This is a genomic window from Acidovorax sp. 107 (assembly GCF_003058055.1).
GTDB lineage: Bacteria > Pseudomonadota > Gammaproteobacteria > Burkholderiales > Burkholderiaceae_C > Acidovorax.
This window is the reverse complement of sequence record NZ_QBTZ01000001.1, coordinates 3,988,986-4,013,324: the sequence shown is the minus strand read 5'-3', so window position 1 is coordinate 4,013,324 and position 24,339 is coordinate 3,988,986. Positions and strand designations below refer to the sequence as shown.

The window sequence follows — 24,339 nt, the reverse complement described above, 5'->3', positions numbered from 1 at the left end:
CAACCCCCCGGGCCCTCGGTTTTCGCAGGTTTCACGGCGATGCCGACGGCTGTACAGCCTGCCAGTGCTGATAATGGCCCGATGCCCCGCTCCAGCCAACAACTCCACCCCCTCCGCGAACCCGTAGCCACCCGCCCCGCCGCCACCGTGCTGCTGCTGCGCGATGTGCCTGACGGCGGCGGGCTCGAAGTCCTCATGACCCGGCGCTCGGCCACGGCCAGTTTTGCGCCTGGCGCCTATGTGTTCCCCGGCGGGGGCATTGATGCGCTGGATGCTGCACCCGCCACCCACGCGGCCGCCGACCGGCGCGCCACGCAGAGCGACCTGCACCTCACCCAGGCGATTGCCGCCATCCGCGAGAGTTTTGAAGAACTGGGCGTGCTGCTGGCACGCCATGCCGAGGGCCCCCGCCAGGGGCAGATGGCCGACGCGCAGGACATTGCCGCCATCGACCGCCACCAGCCGTTTGCCGCGCAGTGCACCGCACGCGGACTGCGCCTGGCGGCCGATGGGGTGTACCTGCTGGCCCACTGGACGGCCGACCGCGACCTGGCCCGCCGCTTTGAGGTGCCCTTTCTGGTGGCCCGCATGCCCGAGGGCCAGGAGCCCGTGGCCGACGAGGCCGAGCAGTTCGAGCCCGTGTGGGTGCGCCCGGCCGACGCGCTGGCGCGGCACGAGGCGGGGCAGTTCTTCATGATCTTCCCCACCATCCGCACGCTGCAGCGCCTGGCCCAATTTGCCAGCACCCAGGCGGTGCTGGACGCCGTGGCGCACGAGCAGCCCCTGTGGGTGAGCTGCCCGCGCGCAGGCCTGCTGGCGGGCAAGGAAGCGCGCTACATGGAAGACGACATGCCGTTTGGCGAGCTGGCGCTGGTCTGCCCCGACGGCCAGATCGTGCACCCGCTGGACTGGCAGACCGAACGCCCAGTGCCGCTGCTGCGCAACGTGATGCGCCTGACCGCGCCCAACCCCGGTGTGATGACCGGCCCCGGCACCAACAGCTACCTGGTGGGCGACCCGGCCACGGGCTTCATCGCCATCGACCCCGGCCCGGCCGATACCGAGCACCTGGACAAGCTCTGGCGTGCAGCGGGGGGCGACATCCGCATGATTGTGTGCACCCACTCGCACGCCGACCATTCCCCCGGCGCCGCGCCGCTGCAGGCGATGTGCGTGCAGGCCGGCAAGGCGCGCCCGCCCGTCCTGGGCCTGCCGTCCGCCCCCACGGCCCGCGCGGCCAGCCAGTTCACCCCCGACCGGGCGCTACAAAATAATGAGCTGCTCGTGCTTGAAGGACTGGCACCTGAGGGCAAAATCACCCACACCCTGCAGGTGGTCCACACCCCCGGCCATGCCGCCAACCACCTGTGCATGCTGCTGGTGGAAGACGCGCTGCTGTTCAGCGGCGACCACATCCTGAACGGCAGCACCACCGTGATCGACCCGCCAGACGGCAACATGGCCGACTACCTGGATTCGCTGGACCGGCTCGACGCGGCCTGCGCCGAGCACGGCGTGGAGTTCATCCTGCCCGCGCACGGCTACGTGCTGGGGGGCCCTGTCCTCGGCGCCCGCCATGCCATCGCCAAGCTCAAGGCCCACCGCCTGGCGCGCGAGGCCAAGGTGCTGGCCGCCATGCAGGCGCTGCCACAAGGCAGCATGGACGACTGGGTGCGGCAAGCCTACGACGACGTGCCGCAGCGCATGTGGCCGGTGGCCCAGCGCTCGCTGCTGGCGCATGTGGAGCGCATCCGCTCGCTGCAACCCGGCAACAACTGAGCCACAAGAACACCAAGACCGCCTTCATATTCAATGACCGACAAGAACCCCGACCCCACCCACATCCGCCTGGCCAAACGCGTGGCCGAACAACTGAACTGCTCGCGCAGCACGGCCGAGCAATTCATCGAGGGCGGCTTTGTGAGCGTGGACGGCCAGATTGAGGAAGCCCCTGGCGCCCGCGTGCGCCCCGATCAGGCCGTGGCCGTGGCGCCCGATGCCAGCTTGCTGGAGCTGACCCCGGTGACCTTGCTGCTGCACAAACCGGCAGGGTTTGAAGCCGGCCTGGGCCTGCCAGGCGCATCCACAGGGCAAGCGGCCCACGCCAGCCGCAGCCAGGGTGCGCCACAGGCGCTCACGCTGCTCAACGCCGCGTCGCACCTGCCGGAAGACGCCTCGGGCATCCGCGTGCTGCAGCGCCACTTCAAGCAGCTCGAATGCTTCACCCCCCTGCCCACCGAGGCCAGTGGGCTGGTGGTGTACACGCAGGACAAGCGCATCGCGCGCAAGCTGGCCGAAGACATCGAGTCGCTGGAGCAGGAATGCATCGTCGAGGTCAAGGGCGACATCGCGCCCAACGGCCTGCAGCGCCTGTGCCACGGCCTCACGTTCAATGGCCGCCCCCTGCCCCCCATCAAGGTGAGCTGGCAGAACGAGACCAAGCTGCGCTTTGCGCTCAAGGGCATTCGCCCGGGCCAGATCCCGGCCATGTGCGAAGCCGTGGGCCTGACCGTGGTGGGCATCAAGCGCATCCGCATTGGCCGCGTGCCGCTGGCCAAGGTGCCCGAGGGGCAATGGCGCTACCTGCAGCCGTGGGAGAAGTTCTGACGCGTCCTCCGCCGCGCTGCGCCCCGCCCACCCACATGGGCGCGGCACACGCATGCTCCTAAATACATAGCTTCCAGCGCTTTAAAAACAAGCGCTTCAGGCCTTTTTGACTTGAATTTCCTGGTCCCGCGCCGCTGCTACACTGCGCAGCACTCTGGAGGGAGTTCATGCACACAAACCAATCGTCAGGCGGCGCAGCGGGGCCGATGTCCACCTTCATGCCGATGAACATCGACGCCCACCCGCTCGAATTCACCGGCAGCGGGGGCGAGTATTTCCGGGTCTGGATCGTCAACGTGCTGCTGTCCATCGTCACGCTCGGCATCTACACCCCCTGGGCGCGTCGCCGCACCGCCCAGTATTTCTATGGCCACACGCTGGTGGCTGGCAGTCCCCTCGAATTCACCGCACAGCAGCGCAAGATGGTGATGGGCTTTGTGCTGCTGATGCTGCTGACCATTGCCTACAACCTGGCCGCCAACACCGGGCAGGACACGGCAGTGGGCCTGTTCCTGCTGGCGGGCGCAGCGCTGGCGCCCTTCATCTGGGCCAGCGCCATGCGGTTTCGCCTGGGGGCCACGCGCTGGCGCGGGCTGCGGCTGCAATTTGCCGCCAGCTGGAAAGAGGTCTATCTCGCCAGCTGGCCGGTGTTTGCGCTGGCGCTGTTGTGGTTTGGCGTGTTCTACGGCCTGCAGTTGCTGTCGCCCGACCTGGCGCAGGCCCTCGAAGCCATTGAAGAAGAAGGCAAGAAGCAACCCATGCCCCGCTTCACGCCCGCCATGGGCGGCCTGGTGCTGCTGGGCCTGGTGCTGTCAGTGCTCTGCGTGATCCGCACCGAGTACAACTTCAAGAGCCTCCTGGTGCTCAAGGCCCAGGTGGGCGCCGAGCGGGGCCGCTGGAAGCCGGTGTACATGGACTTCGTCAAGGTGTGGATGGCCACCGTGGCCGTGTTCATCCTGTGCGTGGTGGGTTTCTCGGCACTGATCGGCATCCTGGCAGGCAGCTCCATCGCCCTGGTGGCCAGCCAGAGCAACCGGCTGGGCCTTTGGATGTTTGTGGTGATCATCGTGTCCATCATCGCGGGCATCTTCATGCTGATCCTGGCATCGGCCCCCGCCCGCGCGTACCGCGAGGCGCGAATGTTCCAGCTGATGTGGAACAACATCGGCGTGAGCCATGTGGCGCGCTTCAAGTGCCACCTGAAAAGCGGCCAGTACGTGTGGCTGCGCATCAAGAACATGCTGCTCACCCTGCTGACGCTGGGGCTGTACCGCCCGTTTGCGCGGGTGAGCGAATACCGCATGAAGTGCGAGTCCGTCACCCTGCACGTCAAGGGCGGCGTGGAACAGGTGACCGGCGCCATGGTGCGCCAGCAGCAAGGGGGCCTGGGTGATGCGCTGGCCGACGCTGCGGGCCTGGACCTCATCGGTTGAGCATGCCCGAGCACACCGCCCTGCTCCCCGGGCGCTGGTTTGACGGCCAGAGCAGCAAGGCCCGGCCGGTGATGGTGAGCCTGCGGCCCGCGCCACAAGGCCCATCGCTGGTGCTGCACCCGCTCTCGCAGCCGGGTGCCGAGCCGGTCGTGTTCGCCTGGAAGCAGGTGGGCTGGCCCGAGGCCTGGAACGAACGCAAGCCCCAGCCCCGCGTGGTCGTCGATCTGCGCGACCATGGCAGCGTGGAGATCGACGCCGTGACCGAATGGCGCGCGGCCCTGGCCGCTGCGGGCGAGCGCCCCGGCATCGCACAACGCATGCAGACCCGCTGGCCCGTGCTGCTGGGCGTGACGGTCGCCGCCGTCGTCGGCCTTACGCTGTTCTACCGCTACGGCACGCCCTGGGCGGCCACGCAGCTCACGCGGTTTGTGCCCCTCAGCTGGGAGACCAGCGTGGCCGAGAACGTGCTCCAGCAGATGGACAACGGCACCCTGAAGCCCAGCAAGCTGCCTTCGGCCCGGCAGGAGCAGCTCAAGGCGCGCTTTGACGCCCTGGTGCAGCACACACCCCCCGGACTGCAGCGCTATGCCGGCTACCGGCCGCCGCTGTCGCTGGAGTTCCGGTCCGGCATGGGCGCCAATGCCTTTGCCCTGCCCGGCGGCAAGATCGTGATGACCGACGGCATCGTCAAGGCAGCCGCTAAAAAGGGCCTGGACGACAACGCCCTGGTGGGCGTGCTGGCCCACGAGGTGGGACACGTGGTGCAACGCCACACCACGCGCATGGTGGTGCAGCAGGGCGTACTCAGCATGGGCCTGGGGCTGGCGCTGGGGGATGTGTCGGGCGTCGTCTCTACCGGCGCGTCCTTGCTCACCGGCCTGGCCTACAGCCGCAGCCACGAGCGCGAGGCCGACTGCTACGCCATAGCCGTCATGCGCCACGCCGCACTGCCCACGGCGCCCATGGGCCAGCTGCTGCTGGCGATTGCGCGCGATGAGGACAACGAGGACACCGAGAAAAAGGACTCGAGCGAAGGCCCTGCCGCGGGTGCATCCACGCCGTCATCCAGCGCCCGTGCGCCCGACAGCGCAGCCCGCAAGCGCAAGACCGCCGAGGATGCCGCATCGCACCCTGTCTGGTCGCTGCTGAGCAGCCACCCGGACACGGTGGAGCGCGCGACCGAACTGGAGCGGGGACAAGCACCCCATTGCCCGAAAAGCTGAGCGCAGCGGCGCGAAGGGGCTGATGCGCCCACCACGCAACCCTGTGCGGGCGGGGTCAGAAATAAAGTGTGAAGCGCGCCGATAAGCCGGATTCTGTGCACCACGGTTGCCCGCAGTGTGACCGCCATTAATCTGGGCCGGGTGTCGCCACCACGGCTCGGTGCTACCTACCCGCCAGCTCTGCGGAACCACATCAACGCTGGCCTACTTGGTATTGCTGCGCGTAGAGATTGCCCGTTTCACCCCCGGTGGTTTGCCTTGCGGCACTCCCCCGGGACTCGTCTCTGTTGCTCTGATCCTCACCTCACGGTGGGCAGCCGTTAGCTGCTACGCTGTCCTGTGCAGTCCGGACGTTCCTCCAGTGCCTGGTTTCCCAGATTGCACCAGCGGCGGTCTGGCGCGCTTCACAGGGTGGATTATCGCCCACCAGCGGCCGGGCGCATGAGTGCGCGCTGTGTCGGCCTGTGCGGATCAGATCACGCCAGTGCAACGCGCGATGCACATCGCGATATGGCCCGCGCCCTGCACGGTCGGGCGCGGCCTGAACCCATTCCCTGGCTATATCCATATCACCAGGGCCGTAGAACAACTGGTTCAGAATGCGCTCCACAACCTTCCCCTTTTGTCCAACCCGACACTTCACAGGAGACGCCATGAAAGTTGACAACATTCTGCAAACCATCGGCAACACACCCCACGTGCGCATCAACCGCCTGTTCGGTCCGTCGGCCAACGTGTGGGTGAAGTCCGAACGCAGCAACCCCGGCGGCTCCATCAAGGACCGCATTGCGCTGTCGATGGTGGAAGACGCGGAGAAGTCTGGTGCGCTCAAACCGGGTGGCACCATCATCGAGCCCACCAGCGGCAACACGGGCATCGGCCTGGCGCTGGTGGCAGCCGTCAAGGGCTACAAGCTGATCCTCGTGATGCCCGACAGCATGAGCATCGAGCGCCGCCGCCTGATGTTGGCCTATGGCGCGCAGTTTGACCTGACACCGCGCGAGAAAGGCATGAAGGGCGCGATTGCCCGCGCGCAGGAGCTGCAGGCGCAGACGCCAGACTCGTGGATTCCGCAGCAGTTCGAAAACCCCGCCAACATCGACGTGCACGTGCGCACCACCGCACAGGAGATCCTGGCGGACTTCCCCGACGGGCTGGACGCGATCATCACTGGCGTCGGTACGGGCGGTCACCTCACGGGCACCGCGCGGGTGCTGAAGGCCAAATTTCCGCAACTCAAGGTGTTTGCGGTGGAGCCCACGGCATCGCCCGTGATCTCGGGCGGCGCCCCTTCGCCCCACCCCATCCAGGGCATTGGCGCGGGCTTCATCCCCAAGAACCTGGACACCAGCGTGCTCGAAGGCGTGATCCAGGTCGATGCCGAACCGGCCCGCGAATATGCCCGCCGCTGCGCACGCGAAGAGGGCATGCTGGTGGGCATCTCGTCCGGCGCCACCCTGGCCGCCATTGCCCAGAAGCTGCCCGAGCTGCCCGCGGGCGCCAAGGTGCTGGGTTTCAACTACGACACGGGCGAGCGCTACCTGTCGGTGGAAGGCTTCCTGCCGGCCTGATGGCCGCCCCCGCGCAGCGCGCTATCACCAGGGCCCTTCGGGGCCCTTTTTTTTGGGCTGCGCAGCACAAGGCTACGGCCAGCCGTCCTACAGCGGCAACGCATACGGACCAGAACAATCAGGATTCGCCCCGGCCGCACCCTTGCGGTGATTTCGCCGGAGCCCCTTCCAACGATTGCAACTGCCCATGGCCACGACCTCCGCGACAGACTCCCAGCCTATTGCGTTCAAGGTGCTCACCGTGAACGTGCACAAGGGTTTCACCACCTTCAACCGGCGCTTCATGCTGCATGAGCTGCGCGAGGCCGTGCGCGACGTGGCGGCCGACCTAGTGTTCTTGCAGGAGGTGCTGGGCACGCACCACCGGCACGCCAGCCGGCTGGCCAACTTTCCGCAGGTCCCGCATTACGAGTTTCTGGCCGACAGCATCTGGTCGCAGTACGCCTACGGGCGCAACGCGGTGTATGACAACGGCGACCACGGCAACGCGCTGCTGTCCAAGTTTCCGATCACGCATTACGAGAACCACGACATCTCGATCAGCGGGCCCGAACGGCGCGGCATGCTGCACTCTGTGCTGCAGCCCCCCGGGCACCACCTGCCGGTGCACGCCGTGTGTGTGCACCTGGGCCTGCAGGAGTCGCATCGGCAGCACCAGCTGCGCCGCGTATGCGATCTGGTCAACAGCTTTCCCGCCAATGAGGCCGTAGTGCTGGCCGGCGATTTCAACGACTGGCGCAACCGCGCACACGACATCCTGCACCGCGAAGCGGGCTTGCAGGAGGTGTTTGTGCAGGCCTTTGGCCGGGCGGTGCGCACGTTTCCCGCGGCGATGCCGCTGCTGGCGCTCGACCGCATTTATGTACGCAACGCCACCGTGCACTCGCCGCTGGCGCTGCCCAAGAAGCCCTGGGACAAGCTCTCGGACCATGCGCCCCTGGCTGCGGAGATCCTGCTATGAAACGCCCTGCCTTCAGCACGCCCCGCGCCCTGCGCGCACCCCGGTCCTCGCGCTGGGTGCCCGGCAACCATTTCGAGTTGCTGGAAAACGGCGAGGAGTTTTTTCCGCGCGTGTTCCAGGCCATTGCCGACGCCCGGCGCGAGGTGATGCTGGAGACATTCATCCTGTTCGAGGACAAGATCGGCCAGCAATTGCACGCCGCGCTGCTGGCGGCCGCCCAGCGGGGTGTGGAGGTGCATGTGCTGGTGGACGGCTTTGGCTCACCCGATCTGTCGGACCGGTTTGTCGGCAGCCTGGTGGAGGCGGGCGTGCACTTTCGCATCTTTGACCCAGGTCGCCGCTTCCTGGGCCAGCGGCTGAATATGTTGCGCCGCATGCACCGCAAGATCGTGGTGGTGGACGGGCACCTGGGGTTCATTGGCGGCATCAACTACTCGGCCGACCATGTGGCCGACTTTGGCCCCGAGGCCAAGCAAGACTACGCCGTGCAGGTGCGCGGCCCTATCGTGGCGCAGATGCACCACTTCACCCGCGAGGCGGTGCTCAGCCGCCAGGAGCGCAAGCGCCACCAGGCTGCCGGCATCACCGGGCGCCCGCACGCGGGTACAGCGCACGCGATGTTTGTGACACGGGACAACCAGCAGCACACCAACGACATCGAGCGCCACTACCGCGTGGCCCTGCGCGCAGCGCGCAGCCGGGTGGTGATTGCGAATGCCTACTTCTTCCCCGGCTACCGCTTCATCCGCGAGATGCGGCGCGCCGCAAAACGGGGGGTGGATGTGCGCATCATCCTGCAAGGCCAGCCCGACATGCCCATCGTGAAGACGGCGGCCAGCCTGCTGTATGACCACCTGCAGCGCGCTGGCGTGCGGGTGTACGAATACTGCGACCGCCCTCTGCACGGCAAGGTGGCGCTGGTGGACGAGGACTGGTCCACCGTGGGCTCCAGCAACCTCGACCCGTTGAGCCTGTCGCTGAACCTGGAGGCCAATGTCATCATCCAGGACCGCGCCTTCAACGCCCACCTGCACAGGCGCCTGTCGCACCTGATGGAGCACAGCTGCAAGCAGGTGGAAGCCACCGCGCCAGGGCGCTGGAACGGCCTGCGCCTGCTGCGCAGCTATGCGGTGTTCCATCTGCTGCGCTGGTTCCCCGCCTGGGCGGGCTGGCTGCCCCGGCACGAGCCCCACATCACGCTCGCCAACCCGGGTGCCGCAGAGCCCGCAGGCAGCCCCGCCACCTGAGCGGGCAGGCGCACCCCATGGCCACCCCCACGCTGCACGCGGACACCCAAGTGGGCAGCAACCGGCACACCACCAGCGGCTGGCGCCACTGGTCACAGCAGGTCTGGTGGCCCTGGCTCACGCGGGGGGTCGCCATCGCCTTCTTTGCGGTGGTGGCCGCGCTGATCTTTCGGCAGGCGCGCACGGTGGACTGGCCCGCCGTGCTGCAGGCGCTACGCGATCTGCCCACCGCCGCACTGGCGCTGGGCGGCGCGCTGGCGCTGCTGAGCCACTTCACCTACGGCAGCTTTGACTGGGTGGGCCGCCATTGCAGCGGCCACCGCCTGCCGCGTGGTACCACCCTGGCCATCGCCATGACGAGCTATCCGTTCACGCTCAACCTGGGCTCGCTGATTGGCGGCGTGGGCGTGCGCTACCGGCTGTATGCCCGGCGCGGCGTGGACCCCGGCACCATCGGCCAGGTGGTGGGCACCAGCATCGTGACCAACTGGGTGGGCTACCTGCTGCTGGCCGGGGTACTGGCCTGGTTGTGGCAGCCGCCTGCGGTGGCCGGGTGGACGGTGGCGCCGTGGCAGTGGCACCTGGGCGGCACGGTGCTGGGCAGCTTGCCGCTGGCGTACCTGGCACTGTGCGCGGTGCGCAGGGGCCGCGCGCTCACGCTGCGGGGCCACGCTTTTCCGCTGCCGCGCTGGCCGGTGGCGCTGTGGCAAATCGCAGCATCGGCCACCAACTGGATGCTGATGGGCGCCGCGCTGTGGACGGTGCTGCAACACCAGGTGCCCTACCCCGCCGCCCTGGCCACCGTGCTGCTGGGGGCCGTGGCGGGGCTGGTGCTGCGCGTGCCTGCAGGCCTGGGCGTGCTGGAGGCCGTGGGCGTGGCGCTGCTGGCCACCGACGCATTGGGGCAGGAACAGGTGCTGGCGGCCCTGCTGGCCTACCGGGCGCTGTACTACTTTGGGCCGCTGGTGCTGGCGGCCTTTGCACTGGGCGTGGCCGAGCTGCGCTGGCGCCAGCGGCCTGCCCAGGACGCCTAAATACGTCCTGACAACAAAAATTCAGCCAAAACCGCCGGATGCGTTAGTGCAACATGCCTTGATTGCTATCATTTTTATATAGCCAGCGCAGCCTACACCCCGGTCGCGTAGGCCGACGGGGTTCCGCCCGCTGCGCAGACCCCGTATCATCCCGGCCCCACGCCATTGCTTTTCGCCCGATCGACACGGGCCCGCAAGACCATGATCCGACTCTCTGAAATCCGGCTGCCCTTCACAGCTGCCGAAGCCCCTGAGGCGCCCCTGCGCGCCGCTGTCGCCCAAATCCTGGGCATCTCCGACGCCGACATCGCCCACCTGCACGTCTTCAAGCGCAGCTTTGATGCCCGCAAGGCCGACCTGCTGGCGGTGTACATCGTGGACATCACGCTGGCCCAGCCCGGCCGCGAGGCCGCGCTGCTGGCCCAGTTTGCAGGCAACCCGCACATCCAGCCCACGCCCGACATGGCCTGGCACCCCGTGGGCCAGGCGCCTGCCGACCTGCCCCTGCGCCCCGTGGTGGTGGGCTTTGGCCCCTGCGGCATCTTTGCCGCCCTGGTGCTGGCGCAGATGGGCTTCAAGCCCATCGTGCTGGAGCGCGGCAAGACCGTGCGCGAGCGCACCAAGGACACCTGGGGCCTGTGGCGCAAGCGCGAGCTGCATGCCGAAAGCAATGTGCAGTTTGGTGAAGGCGGCGCTGGCACCTTCAGCGACGGCAAGCTCTACAGCCAGATCAAGGACCCGCGCCACCTGGGCCGCAAGGTGATGAACGAGTTCGTCAAGGCCGGTGCGCCTGAAGAAATCCTGTACGTAGCCCACCCGCACATCGGCACCTTCAAGCTGGTGAAGGTGGTGGAGAGCCTGCGCGAACAGATCATTGCGCTGGGCGGCGAGGTGCGCTTTGAACAGCGCGTGACGGACGTCATTGTGGAAGGCACAGGCGACGCGCGCCACCTGCGCGGCCTGAAGGTGCTGAACCAGGCCACGGGCGAGACCACCGAGCTGCGTGCCGACCACGTGGTGATGGCGCTGGGCCACAGCTCGCGGGACACCTTTGCCATGCTGTACCAGCGCGGCGTGGCCATGGAGGCCAAGCCGTTTTCCATTGGCTTTCGCATCGAGCATCCGCAGGGCGTGATCGACCGCGCGCGCTGGGGCCGCCACGCGGGCCACCCGCTGCTAGGCGCGGCCGACTACAAGCTGGTGCACCACGCCGCCAATGGGCGTGCGGTGTACAGCTTTTGCATGTGCCCCGGCGGCACCGTGGTGGCCGCCACCAGCGAGCCGAACCGCGTGGTGACCAACGGCATGAGCCAGTACTCGCGCAACGAACGCAACGCCAACGCGGGCATGGTGGTCGGCATCGATCCACGCGACTACCCCACCGACCCCGCAGCTTTTGAGATGCATCTGGGCCAGACCTACGGCGCGGAAAGCCTGCCCGCAGGGCAGTTCCACTCGCTGGCGGGCAGCGTGCTGCAGCGCCAGCTCGAATCCAACGCCTTTGTGCTGGGCGGGCGCGACTACAGCGCGCCAGGCCAGCTGGTGGGCGACTTCATCGCCGGCAAGCCCTCTACCCAGCTGGGCGATGTGGAGCCGTCGTACAAGCCCGGCGTGGCCCTGGGCGACCTGCACGCCGCCCTGCCCGGCTACGCCATCGAGGCGCTGCGCGAGGCGCTGCCCGTGTTTGGCCGCAAGATCAAGGGCTTTGACATGCACGATGCGGTGCTCACGGGCGTGGAGACACGCACCTCGTCGCCGCTCAAGATCGGGCGTGGCGACAACCTGCAAAGCCTGAACACGCCCGGCCTGTACCCGGCGGGCGAAGGCGCCAGCTACGCGGGCGGCATTCTGTCGGCCGGCGTGGATGGCATCAAGGTGGGCGAGGCCGTGGCCCGCAGCCTGCTGGGCGCAGCAGGCTGACCTGCCTCCGGGCGGTGCAGGCCAGTGGCACCGCTTACTTGCGCTGCAAAAAGTCCACGGCCAGCGCCGCCAGCGAGCGCGCACCCACGGGCAGCTGATCTTCATCGATGTCGAACAGCGCAGAGTGGTTGGGCGGGGCCTTGGCAAACTCCTTGCCCTTGGGCGGCGCGCCCAGGAAGTAGAAGAAGCCCGGCACGACCTTCTGGAACTCCGAGAAGTCCTCCGACCCGGCCACCTTGGGGATCACCATGGTCTTGCCGCCCATGGCCAGGTTCAGCGCGGGCAGCGAGGCCTGCGTGAGTTGCGCGGGGTTGGTGGTCACGGGGTAGGCCACGGGGCCAAAACGCACGCTGGCCTTGGCGCCGCTGGCGGCGGCGATCGACTCGGCCGTGGTGGTGATGCGCTTGAGCGCTTCCTGGCGCATGTCTTCGTCAAAGGTGCGCAGCGTGCCCATCATCTCCACCTTGTCGGGGATGATGTTGTAGCGCGTGCCGCCCTGGATCTGGCCGATGGTGACCACGGCCGGTTCCTGGCTGATGTTGAGCTGGCGGCTCACCACGGTCTGCAGGCCCATCACCACCTGGCTGGCGGCCACGATGGGGTCGATGGTGGCCCAGGGCGACGAGCCATGGCCGCCGCGCCCTTCCACATGGATGGTGATGTTGTCCGACCCTGCCATCAGCGGGCCGCTGCGGTAGCCCACCACGCCACCCGGCAGGTTGGAGGTGATGTGCAGGCCGTAGATGGCCTGCACGTCCTTGAGCGCACCGGCTTCAATCATGGCCTTGGCGCCGAAGCTGGGCACCTTGCCGTTGGCATCGGGCTCCACCGGCGCGCCCTCTTCGGCGGGCTGGAAGATGAACTTGATCGTGCCGGGCAGCTGGGCCTTCATGCCCGCCAGCACCTCGGCCGCGCCCATCAGCATGGCGGTGTGGGCGTCATGGCCGCAGGCGTGCATCACGGGCACTTCCTTGCCCAGGTAGGTGGCCTTGGCCTTACTGGCAAATGGCAGGCCGGTGTTCTCCAGCACCGGCAGCGCGTCCATGTCGGCGCGCAGGGCCACCACCTTGCCAGGCAGGCCGCCCTTGAGCGTGCCCACCACGCCGGTGCCGCCCACGCCGGTCTGCACCTCCATGCCCAGCTTCTTCAGGTGCTCGGCCACGAGCTTAGCGGTGCGCACCTCCTGGCCCGAGAGTTCGGGGTGGGCATGGATGTCGCGGCGCCAGTTGACCATCTTGGGCGCCACGGCCGTCACGGCGGCGTCGATGGCCTGCAGGCCGGTGGCATCCAGGGCCTGGGCCTGGGCGGACGATGCGAACGTCAGCCCGCTGAGAAGCAGGCCGGTGGCCAGCGAGATGGCAGAGAGGGGTTTGTGCATGAGGCAGATCCGTGCAGGAAGTGAAAACAAAAAGGAACGCAGCAAAAAACCGCACGTTCATGCTACGGGCCCACCCCACGCTGTAGGCAAGTGAAAATGGCCATCCACAAAGCCAATATCGCCATGCCCCGTTCTTCTGTCCTGTCTGCGACGGCACCGGTTTTTCGCATCGACATCCCGCTGCTGCCCGAATCGGCGGTGGGCAACGCACTGCAGTTCATCGACCTCTTGCGCAGCGCCAATCTGCTGGCCGGCTTGCGGGGAGGAGCCGGCTCGCCCCGTTTGACTTGGCGGCTGCTGGATGCCCAGGGCCGGCCCCTGCAGCACCAGCCGGGCCCGCTGGCGGCCTACACGCAGCCTGCGGCGGCACTGGCCGACGGCCCCGCGCTGGCCTGGTTCATCCCTTCGTTCCACGCAGCCGACATCCCGGCCATCCGCGATGTGGCGGCGCGCCACAGGGCCCTCTCGCGCCAGATCGGCATTGCGCTGGATGCCGGGCACAAGGTGCTTACCGTGGGCAATGGTGCCTGGCTGGCGGCGCAGAGCGGGCGCCTGCAGGGCCGCCGCGGCTGCCTGCCGTGGTTCTACCTGGCCGGGTTTGAGCGGGACTTTCCCGAGGTGGTGCTGGACGCCGGCCACGACCTGAGCGATGACGGCTCCTGGCTCAGCTGCGCGCTGCCCCACAGCCTGGGTGAAATGGCCGTTGCCCTGGTGCGCCATGCACTGGGCGATGCGCTGGCCCAGACCTGCGCCAGCGTGCTGCGGCCCGACCACGAACGCGCCCAAGCTGCGCTGCAGGCCAACGCGCAGCAGCACATCCCCGCCACACGCGACAGCACCCTGGCCCGCGCCATGGCCTGGATGGAGACCCATCTGGACGAGCCCTACTCGCTGGCCCGACTGGCCGAGGCGGCGGCGGTGAGCCCGCGCACCTTGCTGCGGCACTTCCAGCAGGAGCTGTCGCAGTCGCCGCTGGACCACCTGCACAGCCTGCGCTGCGCACGCGCCAAGGTGCTGCTGGAGGTGACGCTGGAGAGCGTGCCCAGCATTGCGGTGGCCTGCGGCTATGCCGACCCGGCTGCGTTCCGCCGCATCTTTGTGCGCCACACCGGCATGGCACCGGGGGAGTACCGCAAGCGCCACGCCTTGCGCGCGCCCCGCAGGCGCTGGCGGGTGGATGTGGGGGCTTGAGACGCAGCAGCCTCTCTGCCCCGCTGCGAACGCGGCTCCACCACCGTCCCTCCTTGACCTGAATCAACACCCGCAGCGGACAGCGCGCAACACTGGAAGCCCTTGGGCCGGCCATGCATCCGCACGCGCTGCGCAAGGATTCGCGCCCAGTGCGCCCCCACCGGAGCCACCCCATGTTCACTGCCGCACCGACCACATCCCCGGCCTCCGCCCCCGCATCGGCGAGCCTCGCCAAACGGCTCGGCCTGCTCGGCGCCCTGGTGGCGCTGCTGGCGGTGCTGGCCTTGCCCACCCCGGCCGGGTTGCCGGTGGCGGGGCAGACCATGCTGGCCATCCTCGCGTTCGCGGTGATCGTCTGGATGACCGAGGCGCTCGAATACTCGGTGAGCGCGGTGGTGATCGCCGCACTGATGGTGTTCTTGCTGGCCTATGCACCCAGCGTGGCCAAACCCGATGGCGCAGACATGGGCACGGGCGCGGCGCTGAACCTCGCGCTCTCGGGCTTTGCCAACAGTGCCGTGGCGCTGGTCGCTGCCGCGTGTTTCATTGCGTCGGCCATGACCGCTACGGGGCTGGACCGGCGCATCGCGCTCACGGTGCTGTCCAAGGTCGGCGCCCAGACCCACCACATCGTGATCGGTGCCATGGTGGTGGGCTTTCTGCTGTCGTTCATCGTGCCCAGCACCACGGCGCGCGTAGCCTGCCTGATGCCGATCATGATGGGCTTCGTGCTCGCCTTCAAGGTAGACCGCAAGAGCCGCTTTGCCGCGCTGCTGGTCATCACCACGGCGCAGACAGCCAGCATCTGGAACGTGGGCGTCAAGACCGCCGCCGCGCAGAACATGGTGGCCATCGGGTTCATCGAAAAACAGCTGGGCGCCGAGATCACCTGGGGGGAATGGTTTGTAGCGGCCGCCCCGTTTGCAGCCCTGATGACGGTGGCACTGTTCTTCATCATGACGCGCATGATGAAGCCCGAGATGAAGGAAATTGCGGGCGGGCAGGAGACCATTCGGCAGCAGCTGGCCGAACTGGGTCCGATGACGCTGAACCAGTGGAAGCTGCTGGCCGTGGTGCTGGTGCTGCTGGGGTTCTGGTCCACCGAGAAGGTGCTGCACGACTTTGACACCACCTCCACCACCATTGCGGCCGTGGCGCTGATGCTGTTTCCACGCGTGGGCGTGATGGACTGGAAGCAGTCGCAAAAGGGGTTCCCGTGGGGTACGGTTGTGCTGTTTGCGGTGGGCATCAGCGTGGGCTCTGCGCTGCTGCAGACCAAGGCGGCGGGCTGGCTGGCCCAGCTCATCGTGGGCCACCTGGGCCTGCAGATGGCGTCGGCCTTTGCCATCCTGATGCTGCTGTCCGCGTTCCTGATCGTCATTCACCTGGGCTTTGCCAGCGCCACGGCGCTGGCGTCCACCATGATTCCCATCGTCATCAGCGTGTTGTCCACCGTGCAGACGCCCGGCATCAACGTCGTGGGCATGACGATGATCCTGCAGTTCGTGGTGAGCTTTGGTTTCATCCTGCCGGTGAATGCGCCGCAGAACATGATCGCCTACGGCACCGACACCTTTGACGCGCACGACTTCGTGCGCACCGGCATCGTCATCACGCTGACCGGAGTGGTCCTGCTGGTGGTTTTTGCGCTGACCTACTGGCCGTGGCTGGGGCTGATGGTGGCCCGCACCTGACCTGCAGGTTTACCGCAGCGCCTTCTGGCCCCCGGCCGTTGCAGGCAGGCGGAACGCCTCCACCAACCCTGCCAGCTGCTGCGCCTGCACGCGCAGGCCTTGCGCGGCGGCTGACGACTCCTCGACCAGCGCGGCGTTCTGCTGCGTCATCTGGTCAAGCTGCGAGACCGCCTCGCTCACCTGGCTGAGACCCGTGGTCTGTTCGCGGGCGGCGGTGCTGATCTCGCCAATGATGGTGGCCACCTGCTGCACAGACTGAACAATCTCGCCCATGGTGCCACCAGCCGCGTGGACCAGCTGGGCGCCCTCGTCCACCTGCCGCACGCTGTCGCTGATCAGGCCCCCGATCTCCTTGGCCGCCGTGGCCGAGCGCTGGGCCAGGCTGCGCACTTCGCTGGCCACCACCGCAAAGCCCCGCCCCTGCTCGCCAGCACGGGCCGCCTCCACGGCAGCGTTCAGCGCCAGGATATTGGTCTGGAAGGCAATGCCATCGATGACGCTGGTGATGTCCGCTATGCGGCGCGACGACAGCGCAATGCCATCCATGGTGCCCACGACGCGGTCCACGGCCTCGCGCCCGCGCTGGGCGACGCTGCTGGCGCCAGTGGCCAGGGTGCTGGCCTGCGCGGCGGCGTCGGCGCTGTGGCGCACGGTGGCCAGCAGCTCCTCCATGCTGGCGGCGATCTCTTCGAGGTTGGAGGCCGTCTGCTCGGTGCGGGCCGACAGGTCGCTGTTGCCCGCCGCAATCTCGCTGCTGGCACCGGCCACCGAGGTGCTGGCCTGGCGCATGCCCACCACCAGCTCGGCCAACCTGGCCTGCATGCCGCCCAGGCGCGCCAGCAGGGCCTGCAGTTCGTCGCGGTTGCCCGCCTGCGGCGCAGGCACGGGGGAGGTGAGGTCGCCCTCGGCAATGCGGTCGGTCACTTCGGACGCATGCGCCAACGGGTGCAGGATGGAGCGCGACAGCAGCCAGGCACAGGCCAGGCTCAGCAGCAAGCCCACCACCGAGCCCGCCGCCAGCAGCGTGATGCCCTGACTCTCGCTGCGGGCGGCGGCGGCACGCGCCTCGGCCACGCGCTGGCGCTGGTAGTCGGCCAGCTTGTCCACGGCAGCGGCGTAGGCGTCGGCCGCAGGACGCAGCTGCTTGGCAATGGCGTCGGGCGGCAACGCCTCGCCCGCCTTGCGGCGCTTGACCAGATCGTCCCGCACCGTACGGAAGCCGTTGCCGGCCTTGTCGATGGCGTCGAACAAGGCCTGGGATTCGGGGTCTGCGGCCAGCTCGTCCAGGCGCTTGCGCACTTCGGACGAGCGGGCCGACGTGGTCTTGCGGTCGGCGTCGATGCGTGCCGCATAGCTGGGGTTGTTGTCGATCTCCAGCAGCGTTTCGGCGCGGGCGGAGCTGAGCACCACGATGGCATGCAGCTCGCGCGCCAGCAGCGCGCGCTCGGACGATGCGCCCCCCAGGTCGTCCGCAATGTCCTGCAGCCCAGCCAGCCGCCAGATGCCCACCGCCGCCGACAGGGACATGACGAGGCAGACCACACCAAAGGCCAGGGCCAGGCGGACAGCAACACGTGCGTGGGAGATGGACATGGGAGGCCCTCGTGAAGATGAAAGGGGCAACGCAACGGGGTCCGCTTCGGCAGCCGCCTGCGTGGTCTAGACAAAAGGTTACAAGTCCTTGATCCGCCCCACAAGATGCCCCCCATTGCAGGAGCGGCAAAGCAACAGCGCGGGCGCAAAAACCAAAGGCCGCCACAGTGCAAGACTGTGGCGGCCCTGGAGGCCGAGAAGGCGGTGCGCCCGGCGCTGCTTATTGCTGCTGTGCGTTTTGCAGCGCAGCAATGCGCTCTTCGATGGGTGGGTGGGTGCTGAACAGCTTGCCAATGCCACCGGCAATGCCCATGGCGGCCACGCTCTTGGGCAGCTCGCCGGGGTGCATGCCGCCCAGGCGGGCCAGCGCGTTGATCATGGGCTGGCGGCGGCCCATCAGCTGGGCAGCGCCTGCGTCGGCGCGGAACTCGCGCTGGCGGCTGAACCAGGCCACGATCATCGCGGCCACAAAGCCCAGCACGATGTCGAGCACGATGGTGGTCACGTAGTAGCCGATGCCAGGGCCCGAGCTGTTCTCGTCGTTCTTGCGCAGAAAGCTGTCCACCGCGTAGCCGATGACACGCGACAGGAACACCACAAAGGTGTTCATCACGCCCTGGATCAGCGTCATGGTCACCATGTCGCCGTTGGCGATGTGGGCCACCTCATGGCCGATCACGGCCTCGACCTCGTCGCGGGTCATGCCCTGCAGCAGGCCGGTGGACACGGCCACCAGCGCCGAGTTCTTGAACGCGCCCGTGGCGAACGCATTGGGGTCGCCTTCAAAGATACCGACTTCGGGCATGCCGATCTGAGCCTGGTCGGCGAACTTGCGCACCGTCTCGACGATCCAGCGCTCGTCGGGCGAGCCGGAGCCGTCGATCACGCGCACGCCCGAGGTCCACTTGGCCATGGGCTTGCTGATGAGCAGCGAGATGATCGCGCCGCCAAAACCCATGACCAGCGCGAAGCCCAGCAGCGCGCCCAGGTTCAGGCCGTTGGCCGTGAGGTAGCGGTTGACGCCCAGCAGGCTGGCCACCACCCCCAGCACGACAACGACGGCCAGGTTGGTCATCACAAACAAAAGGATCCGCTTCATGGAATGGTTTCTCCGTGGGGTAAACAACAACAAGTGTTTGCTGGCTCAGATGGGGGCCGGGTGCCGCGCTTCAAGCGCCGCCACCCTGGGTGGCAAAGGCACCCGCCCCATGGCCGCGATTGCATCGCGCTATGGTAGGTGCAAACCCCGGCCAAGGCCTTATCACACAAGGCTTGGCGGGAATTACGGCACAGGCGCTGCCCGCAAGGGCCGGAACACCTGCGCATCGTCATAGAAGCCCGGCGCCTCGTTGGCAGACCACCAGCCGGGCACGCCCAGCACCGGCAGCGGTGTGAAGGGCTTGGTGGACCATGCCGCTGCATCGACCTGATCGGCCAGCCATCCATCCACATTTGCTATTGAATTCATAGCTACCGGCACTTGAAATACGTGCGCCACCATGGGTTTTCGCGGAAAAACCAGCTTTTCAAGCAACGCATGCCCGAACAACACCAGCCGGGCCTCGGCCCACAGCGGGCGCAGGTCGATGAACAGGCGCTGCCAGTCTCGCGCCCGGAGCGCACCCCACAGGGCATCGGGCGCCTGCAGCAGTGCGCCGTTTTCATCGAACACCGTGAGGGCATCGCGCAGCGGCCCGCGCACGGCTTGCACGCCATCGGCGGCAATGGCCTGGGCCTGCAGCTGGTTCAGCCGCCGCTTGGTGCGCGGAAACTGCAGCCAGACCAGGCCGTTGAAGAAGTCGTGCAGGTTGTCGCGCGTGGGCACGCGGCGGGTGTCCCAGATGTATTGCTCGTAGGCGGTGCCTTCGGGCAGGTCGGACTGGGGCACAAAGACCACCGGGGCAGCCTGTGGCGCTGCGGTCTGCAATGCCTGGTGCACCGATGGGTCATCCTGCAGCAGCTGCTGGGCCAGGGGTTGGCCCTGGGCGCGCCACGGCGCCAGCCAGGGAGCGCTCCAGTCGATGGCGTCGAAAGGCTGACTTACACCAGCCGCCACGGCAGGGCTTCACCGGCGCGCAGGGGCTTGAGTTCGGCTTCGCCAAAGGCAAAGCTGTCGGGTGGCGTCCATGACTCGCGGCGCAGAGTGATGGTGCCGGTGTTGCGCGGCAGGCTGTAGAAGTCCGGGCCGTGGAAGCTGGCAAAGCCTTCGAGCTGGTCGAGCGCGCCCGCGTTGTCGAATGCCTCGGCATACATCTCGATGGCCGCGTGGGCGGTGTAGCAGCCGGCACAGCCGGTGGCGTGCTCCTTGAGGTGCGCGGGGTGCGGCGCGCTGTCGGTGCCCAGGAAGAACTTGCTGCTGCCACTGGTGGCGGCCTGCACCAGGGCCACGCGGTGCGTTTCGCGCTTGAGCACGGGCAGGCAGTAGTAGTGCGGGCGCACGCCGCCCACAAAGATGGCGTTGCGGTTGTACAGCAGGTGGTGCGCGGTGATGGTGGCGGCCGTGTAGCGGTCAGCCTGCATCACGTAGTCAGCGGCGTCCTTGGTGGTGATGTGCTCGAAGACGATCTTCAGCTCGGGGAAGTCGCGGCGCAGCGGGATGAGTTGCTGCTCGATGAACACGGCCTCGCGGTCGAACAGATCGATGTCACTGCTGGTCACCTCGCCGTGCACCAGCAGCAGCATGCCGGCCTTCTGCATGGCTTCGAGCGTTTTATAGGTCTTGCGGATGTCAGTCACGCCCGCATCGCTGTTGGTGGTGGCGCCTGCGGGGTAGAGCTTGCAGGCCACCACGCCAGCGGCCTTGGCGCGCGCGATTTCTTCGGGCGGCAGGTTGTCCGTCAGGTACAGCGTCATCAGCGGCTCGAAGCTCATGCCAGCGGGCACGGCGGCCAGGATGCGCTGCTTGTACGCCAGGGCCTGCTCGGCCGTGGTGACCGGTGGGCGCAGGTTGGGCATGATGATCGCGCGGCCGAACTGGGCGGCGGTGTGCGGCACGACGGTGTGCAGAGGCTCGCCGTCGCGCACATGCAGGTGCCAGTCGTCGGGGCGGGTGATGGTGAGGGTTTGGGGGGCTGCAGTCATGGGCGTGATTGTCCCATTGTGGGCACGAGGCGCCCAAACACTCTCATTTTCATAGCTTGCAAGGCATATGGCCGTAACGCTACCGCACACAATGACTCAAAGCAGGTGCGCTACGGACAGGTGGACCGGTTTATTCGGCCGTGATGCCTGCACGTTTGACGACTGCGCCGAACTTCACCAGCCGGTCGGCCATCATCTTTTCAAACGCAGCGGGCGGCATCTCTTCCGGCACGATCACCCCCCGGTCCTTGAGGTTGGCCACCATGGCGGGCGACGTGGCCACCTGGCGCACGGCCTTGGACAGGGTCTGCACCACAGCCTCGGGCGTGCCGGCAGGGGCGGCCAGACCGGTCCAGGAGGTGAGGTTCAGCTCGGGGTAACCCACTTCGGCAAAGGTGGGCACATCGGGCAGCTGAGGCAAGCGCTGGTCGGAGGCCACGGCCAAGGCGCGCACTTTGCCGGCCTGGATGTGGGGCAACATGATGACCAGGTTGTCGAGGATGAACTGCACCTCGTTGGCCAGCACGCCGGTGATGAGCGGTGTGCCGCCCCGGTAAGGGATGTGGGTGGTGAACACGCCCGTGGAGACCTTGAGCATTTCCACGTTGAGCTGGCCCATGCTGCCCACGCCGCCGCTGCCGTAGTTGAGCTTGCCAGGGTTCTTCTTGGCGTAATCGATGAACTCCTTGAAGGTCTTGAAGGGCAGGCTGCTGTGCACCACCAGCGCGTTGGGCTGGCGGCCCAGGATGGCGATGTTCTCGAAGTCTTTGACCGCGTCATAGCCCACCTTGGGCTGCGTGAGCGGGTTGGCCAGGTGACTGCTTTGCGACGAGACCACGAGCGTGTAGCCATCGGGCCTGGCGCGCGCCACATACAGCGCACCGACCGAGCCCCCGGCGCCTGCGCGGTTTTCGACAATGATGGGCACGCCCAGAGCGCGCGACAGCGGCTCGGAATACTGGCGCGCCATGATGTCCACTGACCCGCCGGGCGGGAACGGCACGACCAGCGTGATCGGGCGCGAAGGGAACTTGTCCTGCGCCAGGGCGGGCAATGCAGCAAGGCCTGCAAGGCCCAGGCCGGTGGTCAGGAGGTGGCGGCGGGAAGGTGTGGCGGTCATGGCAGTCAAGGAACTCAGAAAACGGGTCAAAACAGATCCAACAGGGACGGAAAGAATCAGGGGTGTGCCAGCACCGCCAGTGCCACGGCTTGCGCGCGGGGCACGAAGGTGGACAGCTCGCAGTACTCGCGTTCGGTGTGCGGATGGCCGCCCACGGGGCCGGTGGCGCACAGGGTGGGCACGCCCACCGAGGCGGTGAGGCCGCTGTCGGCCGCGCCGCCGGTGAACTCACCTTGCACCTCAAAGCCCAGTGAACAGGCGCCCTGCTGGTACAGCGCCAGCAGGTAGTCGGGCGTGGGCTTCATGGGCAGGGAGCGGCGCGCGGTGGTGATGCGGCCCTGGGTGCGGGGCACGGACTCCTCTTCGACGATGGCGCGCACGCGCTCCAGCAGGTCGTCGGGGTTGGTGTCGGCCGTGAAGCGCAAGTCCACCTCGGCACGGGCATGGGGGGCCACCATGTTGGGCACGATGCCGCCCTGCACCACACCCACGTTGCAGGTGATGCCCGTGGCCGGATCGGTCAGCGCATGCAGCGCCAGGGTCTTGCGGGCCAGGGCCTCAATGGCGCTGGCACCTGCAGCGTGGTTGATGCCCGCATGTGCGGCCACGCCCTGCACCTCGAACTCCACCACCATCGAGCCCTTGCGGCTGGTGACCACGTTGCCGCTCACGCGGCCGGGCTCGGCATTGAACACCGCACGCGCGCCACGCACTCGGGCCATGATGAGGTCGCGCGTGGCGGGCGAGCCGACCTCTTCGTCGCACGAGAAGAACAGGTGCAGCGGCGCCTTCAGCCCGCCGCAGCGTGCAAAGGCCTCGGCGACAAACACGTTGAGCACCAGGCCCGACTTCATGTCGGCCACGCCGGGGCCATAGGCGCGCCCCGCTTCTTCGCGGTAGGGGCGCTTGGCCACCGTGCCATCTGGAAACACCGTGTCCATGTGCCCCATGAGGATGATGGGGGCGCCGCCGGTGTCCGCAGCTTCCGCAGGGTTGACCTGCGCGTGCAGCAGCACGCCGTAGCCGGGCACGGGCTCGAACTGCACGGGCACACCGGCCGCCTGCAGGCGCTCTGCCAAAGCATGCGCCACCGCCGTCACGCCCGCTTCATTGCGGCTGCCGCTCTCGATGTTGACCACTTTTTGCAACAGGTCTTGCATGGCCTGCTGCTGCCGGGCCAGCCAGTCCAGCACCTGCGCATGCACCGGCAGTCGGGTTTCGTTCAGGGTATTGAGCATCTTTGTCCTTGGGCAACGCCCGAGTGGGGGCAAAATTTGGGTCGCAGTGTTGTATGTGACTCCGGGTTTTGCAACGTATTTTGCACAAATGAGTATTTTATGAAATCATCATTGCAAGAATCCACCGCCTTGCTGACCGAGCGGCTGGCCCGCCAGGACGCCGACCTGACCGCGAGCGAACGTGCATTGGCCGAGGCGCTGGGGCGCGACTACCCCCATGCCCTGCTGGAGTCCGCCACGGCCCTCGCAGCCCGCACCGGCACCAGTGCATCGACGGTGGTGCGGCTGTTTGCCAAGCTGGGCTACGGCAGCTATGCCGAGGCGCAGCGCGAGGCGCGGGCCGAGGTCACCGCCCTGCTGCAAACGGCGGGGCAGCGCGCACCGGTCACCATCGGCACCCGGCGCAGCCTGCAGCAGTGCGTGGACGATGCGCTGCTGCACGACCAGCACAACCTCACCACCACGCGCGACGGGCTGGACATGGCGGCCTTCGAGGCCATGGTCGCGCGCATCGCGCAGGGCAAGGGACGCATTTTTGTGCTGGCACAGATCAACAGCGCCCCGGTGGCCGCCTGGCTGGCGCTGCACCTGAACATGTGCCGCCCTGGCGTGCACGAACTGGGGGCTGGCGCCGTGGACGCCACCGACCAGCTGCTGTGGATCCAGCCCGAGGACGCCCTGCTGGTGTTCAGCATCCGCCGCTACGCGAGCGGGCCGGTGAAAGTGGCGCAGCGCTTTCGCGACGCGGGCGCCCAGGTGCTGGCCATCACCGACAGCGCCGCAGCGCCCTTGGCCGCGCTGTCTCACCACCGGCTGCAGGTGCGCACGTCCAACGCGTCGCCGTTCGACTCGTACACCGCCGCGTTCTTCCTGTGCAATGCGCTGGTGTCGGCCGTGGCGCAGCTTCGGCACAAGGCGGTGTCCGAGGCGCTGAAACGGCGCGACGACCTGTGGACGGATTTTGAGTCCCAGCTCATTGTGGAAGGCCACACGCCAGCCGGTCGGCGAGGCAAGCGCTAACCTGCGCGCCAAGGCATTGTCGGCACTG

At 67.6% G+C, this 24,339-nt stretch carries 19 protein-coding genes and 1 other RNA gene; 12 read left to right on the top strand and 8 right to left on the bottom strand.

Features of this window, described 5'->3' with window-relative positions:
• The first annotated feature begins 81 nt into the window (after positions 1-81).
• From C8C99_RS18710 to C8C99_RS18695, 4 genes are all read left to right on the top strand, one after another.
• Positions 82-1,779: an MBL fold metallo-hydrolase gene (locus C8C99_RS18710; RefSeq protein ID WP_108626542.1), complete on the top strand. Its 1,698-nt coding sequence runs from the start codon at positions 82-84 to the stop codon at positions 1,777-1,779.
• Between the two features lie 33 nt (positions 1,780-1,812).
• The gene (locus C8C99_RS18705; protein WP_056646793.1) at positions 1,813-2,607 is read left to right on the top strand and encodes an rRNA pseudouridine synthase; all 795 of its coding nucleotides are present in this window, start codon (positions 1,813-1,815) and stop codon (positions 2,605-2,607) included.
• 167 nt (positions 2,608-2,774) lie between these two features.
• Positions 2,775-4,040 carry a YjgN family protein gene (locus C8C99_RS18700; protein WP_056646795.1) on the top strand — a complete coding sequence of 422 codons (1,266 nt, stop codon included), beginning with the start codon at positions 2,775-2,777 and terminating at the stop codon, positions 4,038-4,040.
• Between the two features lie 2 nt (positions 4,041-4,042).
• The gene (locus C8C99_RS18695; protein WP_108626540.1) at positions 4,043-5,263 is read left to right on the top strand and encodes a M48 family metallopeptidase; all 1,221 of its coding nucleotides are present in this window, start codon (positions 4,043-4,045) and stop codon (positions 5,261-5,263) included.
• 66 nt (positions 5,264-5,329) lie between these two features.
• Here the strand turns inward: C8C99_RS18695 and rnpB are convergent.
• An RNA gene (gene rnpB, locus C8C99_RS18690) (RNase P RNA component class A) lies at positions 5,330-5,669 on the bottom strand.
• A gap of 247 nt (positions 5,670-5,916) precedes the next feature.
• Between rnpB and cysK the strand changes: the two genes are divergently transcribed.
• The 5 genes from cysK (at position 5,917) to C8C99_RS18665 (ending at position 11,996) form a co-directional block, all read left to right on the top strand.
• Complete coding sequence (cysK, locus tag C8C99_RS18685; RefSeq protein ID WP_108626539.1) at positions 5,917-6,834, top strand: cysteine synthase A; 918 nt, start codon at positions 5,917-5,919, stop codon at positions 6,832-6,834.
• 187 nt (positions 6,835-7,021) lie between these two features.
• The gene (locus C8C99_RS18680) at positions 7,022-7,795 is read left to right on the top strand and encodes an endonuclease/exonuclease/phosphatase family protein (protein WP_108626538.1); all 774 of its coding nucleotides are present in this window, start codon (positions 7,022-7,024) and stop codon (positions 7,793-7,795) included.
• Positions 7,792-9,042 carry a cardiolipin synthase ClsB gene (gene clsB / locus C8C99_RS18675; RefSeq protein WP_108626537.1) on the top strand — a complete coding sequence of 417 codons (1,251 nt, stop codon included), beginning with the start codon at positions 7,792-7,794 and terminating at the stop codon, positions 9,040-9,042. Before C8C99_RS18680 ends, clsB begins: the two co-directional genes overlap by 4 nt.
• A 17-nt stretch (positions 9,043-9,059) precedes the next feature.
• A complete protein-coding gene (locus C8C99_RS18670) occupies positions 9,060-10,076 on the top strand; it encodes a lysylphosphatidylglycerol synthase domain-containing protein (protein ID WP_108626536.1) in 1,017 nt (338 codons plus the stop codon).
• Between the two features lie 201 nt (positions 10,077-10,277).
• Positions 10,278-11,996, top strand: a complete 1,719-nt coding sequence (locus tag C8C99_RS18665) for an NAD(P)/FAD-dependent oxidoreductase (protein ID WP_108626535.1) — start codon at positions 10,278-10,280, stop codon at positions 11,994-11,996.
• A gap of 34 nt (positions 11,997-12,030) precedes the next feature.
• Here the strand turns inward: C8C99_RS18665 and C8C99_RS18660 are convergent, their stop codons facing one another.
• Positions 12,031-13,374, bottom strand: coding sequence for an amidohydrolase (locus tag C8C99_RS18660; protein WP_108626534.1), 1,344 nt, complete (start codon positions 13,372-13,374; stop codon positions 12,031-12,033).
• A gap of 123 nt (positions 13,375-13,497) precedes the next feature.
• Here C8C99_RS18660 and C8C99_RS18655 point away from each other — a divergent pair, with 123 nt between their 5' ends.
• Both C8C99_RS18655 and C8C99_RS18650 read left to right on the top strand, forming a co-directional pair.
• The gene (locus C8C99_RS18655; protein WP_056647627.1) at positions 13,498-14,565 is read left to right on the top strand and encodes a GlxA family transcriptional regulator; all 1,068 of its coding nucleotides are present in this window, start codon (positions 13,498-13,500) and stop codon (positions 14,563-14,565) included.
• Between the two features lie 173 nt (positions 14,566-14,738).
• A complete protein-coding gene (locus C8C99_RS18650) occupies positions 14,739-16,259 on the top strand; it encodes a DASS family sodium-coupled anion symporter (protein WP_108627233.1) in 1,521 nt (506 codons plus the stop codon).
• Between the two features lie 9 nt (positions 16,260-16,268).
• Here the strand turns inward: C8C99_RS18650 and C8C99_RS18645 are convergent, their stop codons facing one another.
• The 6 genes from C8C99_RS18645 to C8C99_RS18620 form a co-directional block, all read right to left on the bottom strand.
• Positions 16,269-17,852, bottom strand: a complete 1,584-nt coding sequence (locus C8C99_RS18645; protein WP_108626533.1) for a methyl-accepting chemotaxis protein — start codon at positions 17,850-17,852, stop codon at positions 16,269-16,271.
• Positions 17,853-18,072: 220 nt separating this feature from the next.
• Entirely contained in the window at positions 18,073-18,951 is an 879-nt protein-coding gene (gene htpX, locus C8C99_RS18640) for a protease HtpX (RefSeq protein ID WP_056059333.1), read from the bottom strand.
• Between the two features lie 183 nt (positions 18,952-19,134).
• Positions 19,135-19,908 carry a DUF3025 domain-containing protein gene (locus C8C99_RS18635; RefSeq protein ID WP_108626532.1) on the bottom strand — a complete coding sequence of 258 codons (774 nt, stop codon included), beginning with the start codon at positions 19,906-19,908 and terminating at the stop codon, positions 19,135-19,137.
• A complete protein-coding gene (gene pyrC / locus C8C99_RS18630; protein ID WP_108626531.1) occupies positions 19,893-20,933 on the bottom strand; it encodes a dihydroorotase in 1,041 nt (346 codons plus the stop codon). Before pyrC ends, C8C99_RS18635 begins: the two co-directional genes overlap by 16 nt.
• Positions 20,934-21,063: 130 nt before the next feature.
• The gene (locus C8C99_RS18625) at positions 21,064-22,053 is read right to left on the bottom strand and encodes a tripartite tricarboxylate transporter substrate binding protein (protein ID WP_108626530.1); all 990 of its coding nucleotides are present in this window, start codon (positions 22,051-22,053) and stop codon (positions 21,064-21,066) included.
• A gap of 56 nt (positions 22,054-22,109) precedes the next feature.
• A complete protein-coding gene (locus tag C8C99_RS18620; protein ID WP_108626529.1) occupies positions 22,110-23,291 on the bottom strand; it encodes a M20 family metallopeptidase in 1,182 nt (393 codons plus the stop codon).
• Between the two features lie 99 nt (positions 23,292-23,390).
• Between C8C99_RS18620 and C8C99_RS18615 the strand changes: the two genes are divergently transcribed.
• Positions 23,391-24,311 (top strand): MurR/RpiR family transcriptional regulator, encoded by a 921-nt coding sequence (locus tag C8C99_RS18615; RefSeq protein ID WP_108626528.1) that lies wholly within the window; start codon positions 23,391-23,393, stop codon positions 24,309-24,311.
• The last annotated feature ends 28 nt before the right edge of the window (positions 24,312-24,339 follow it).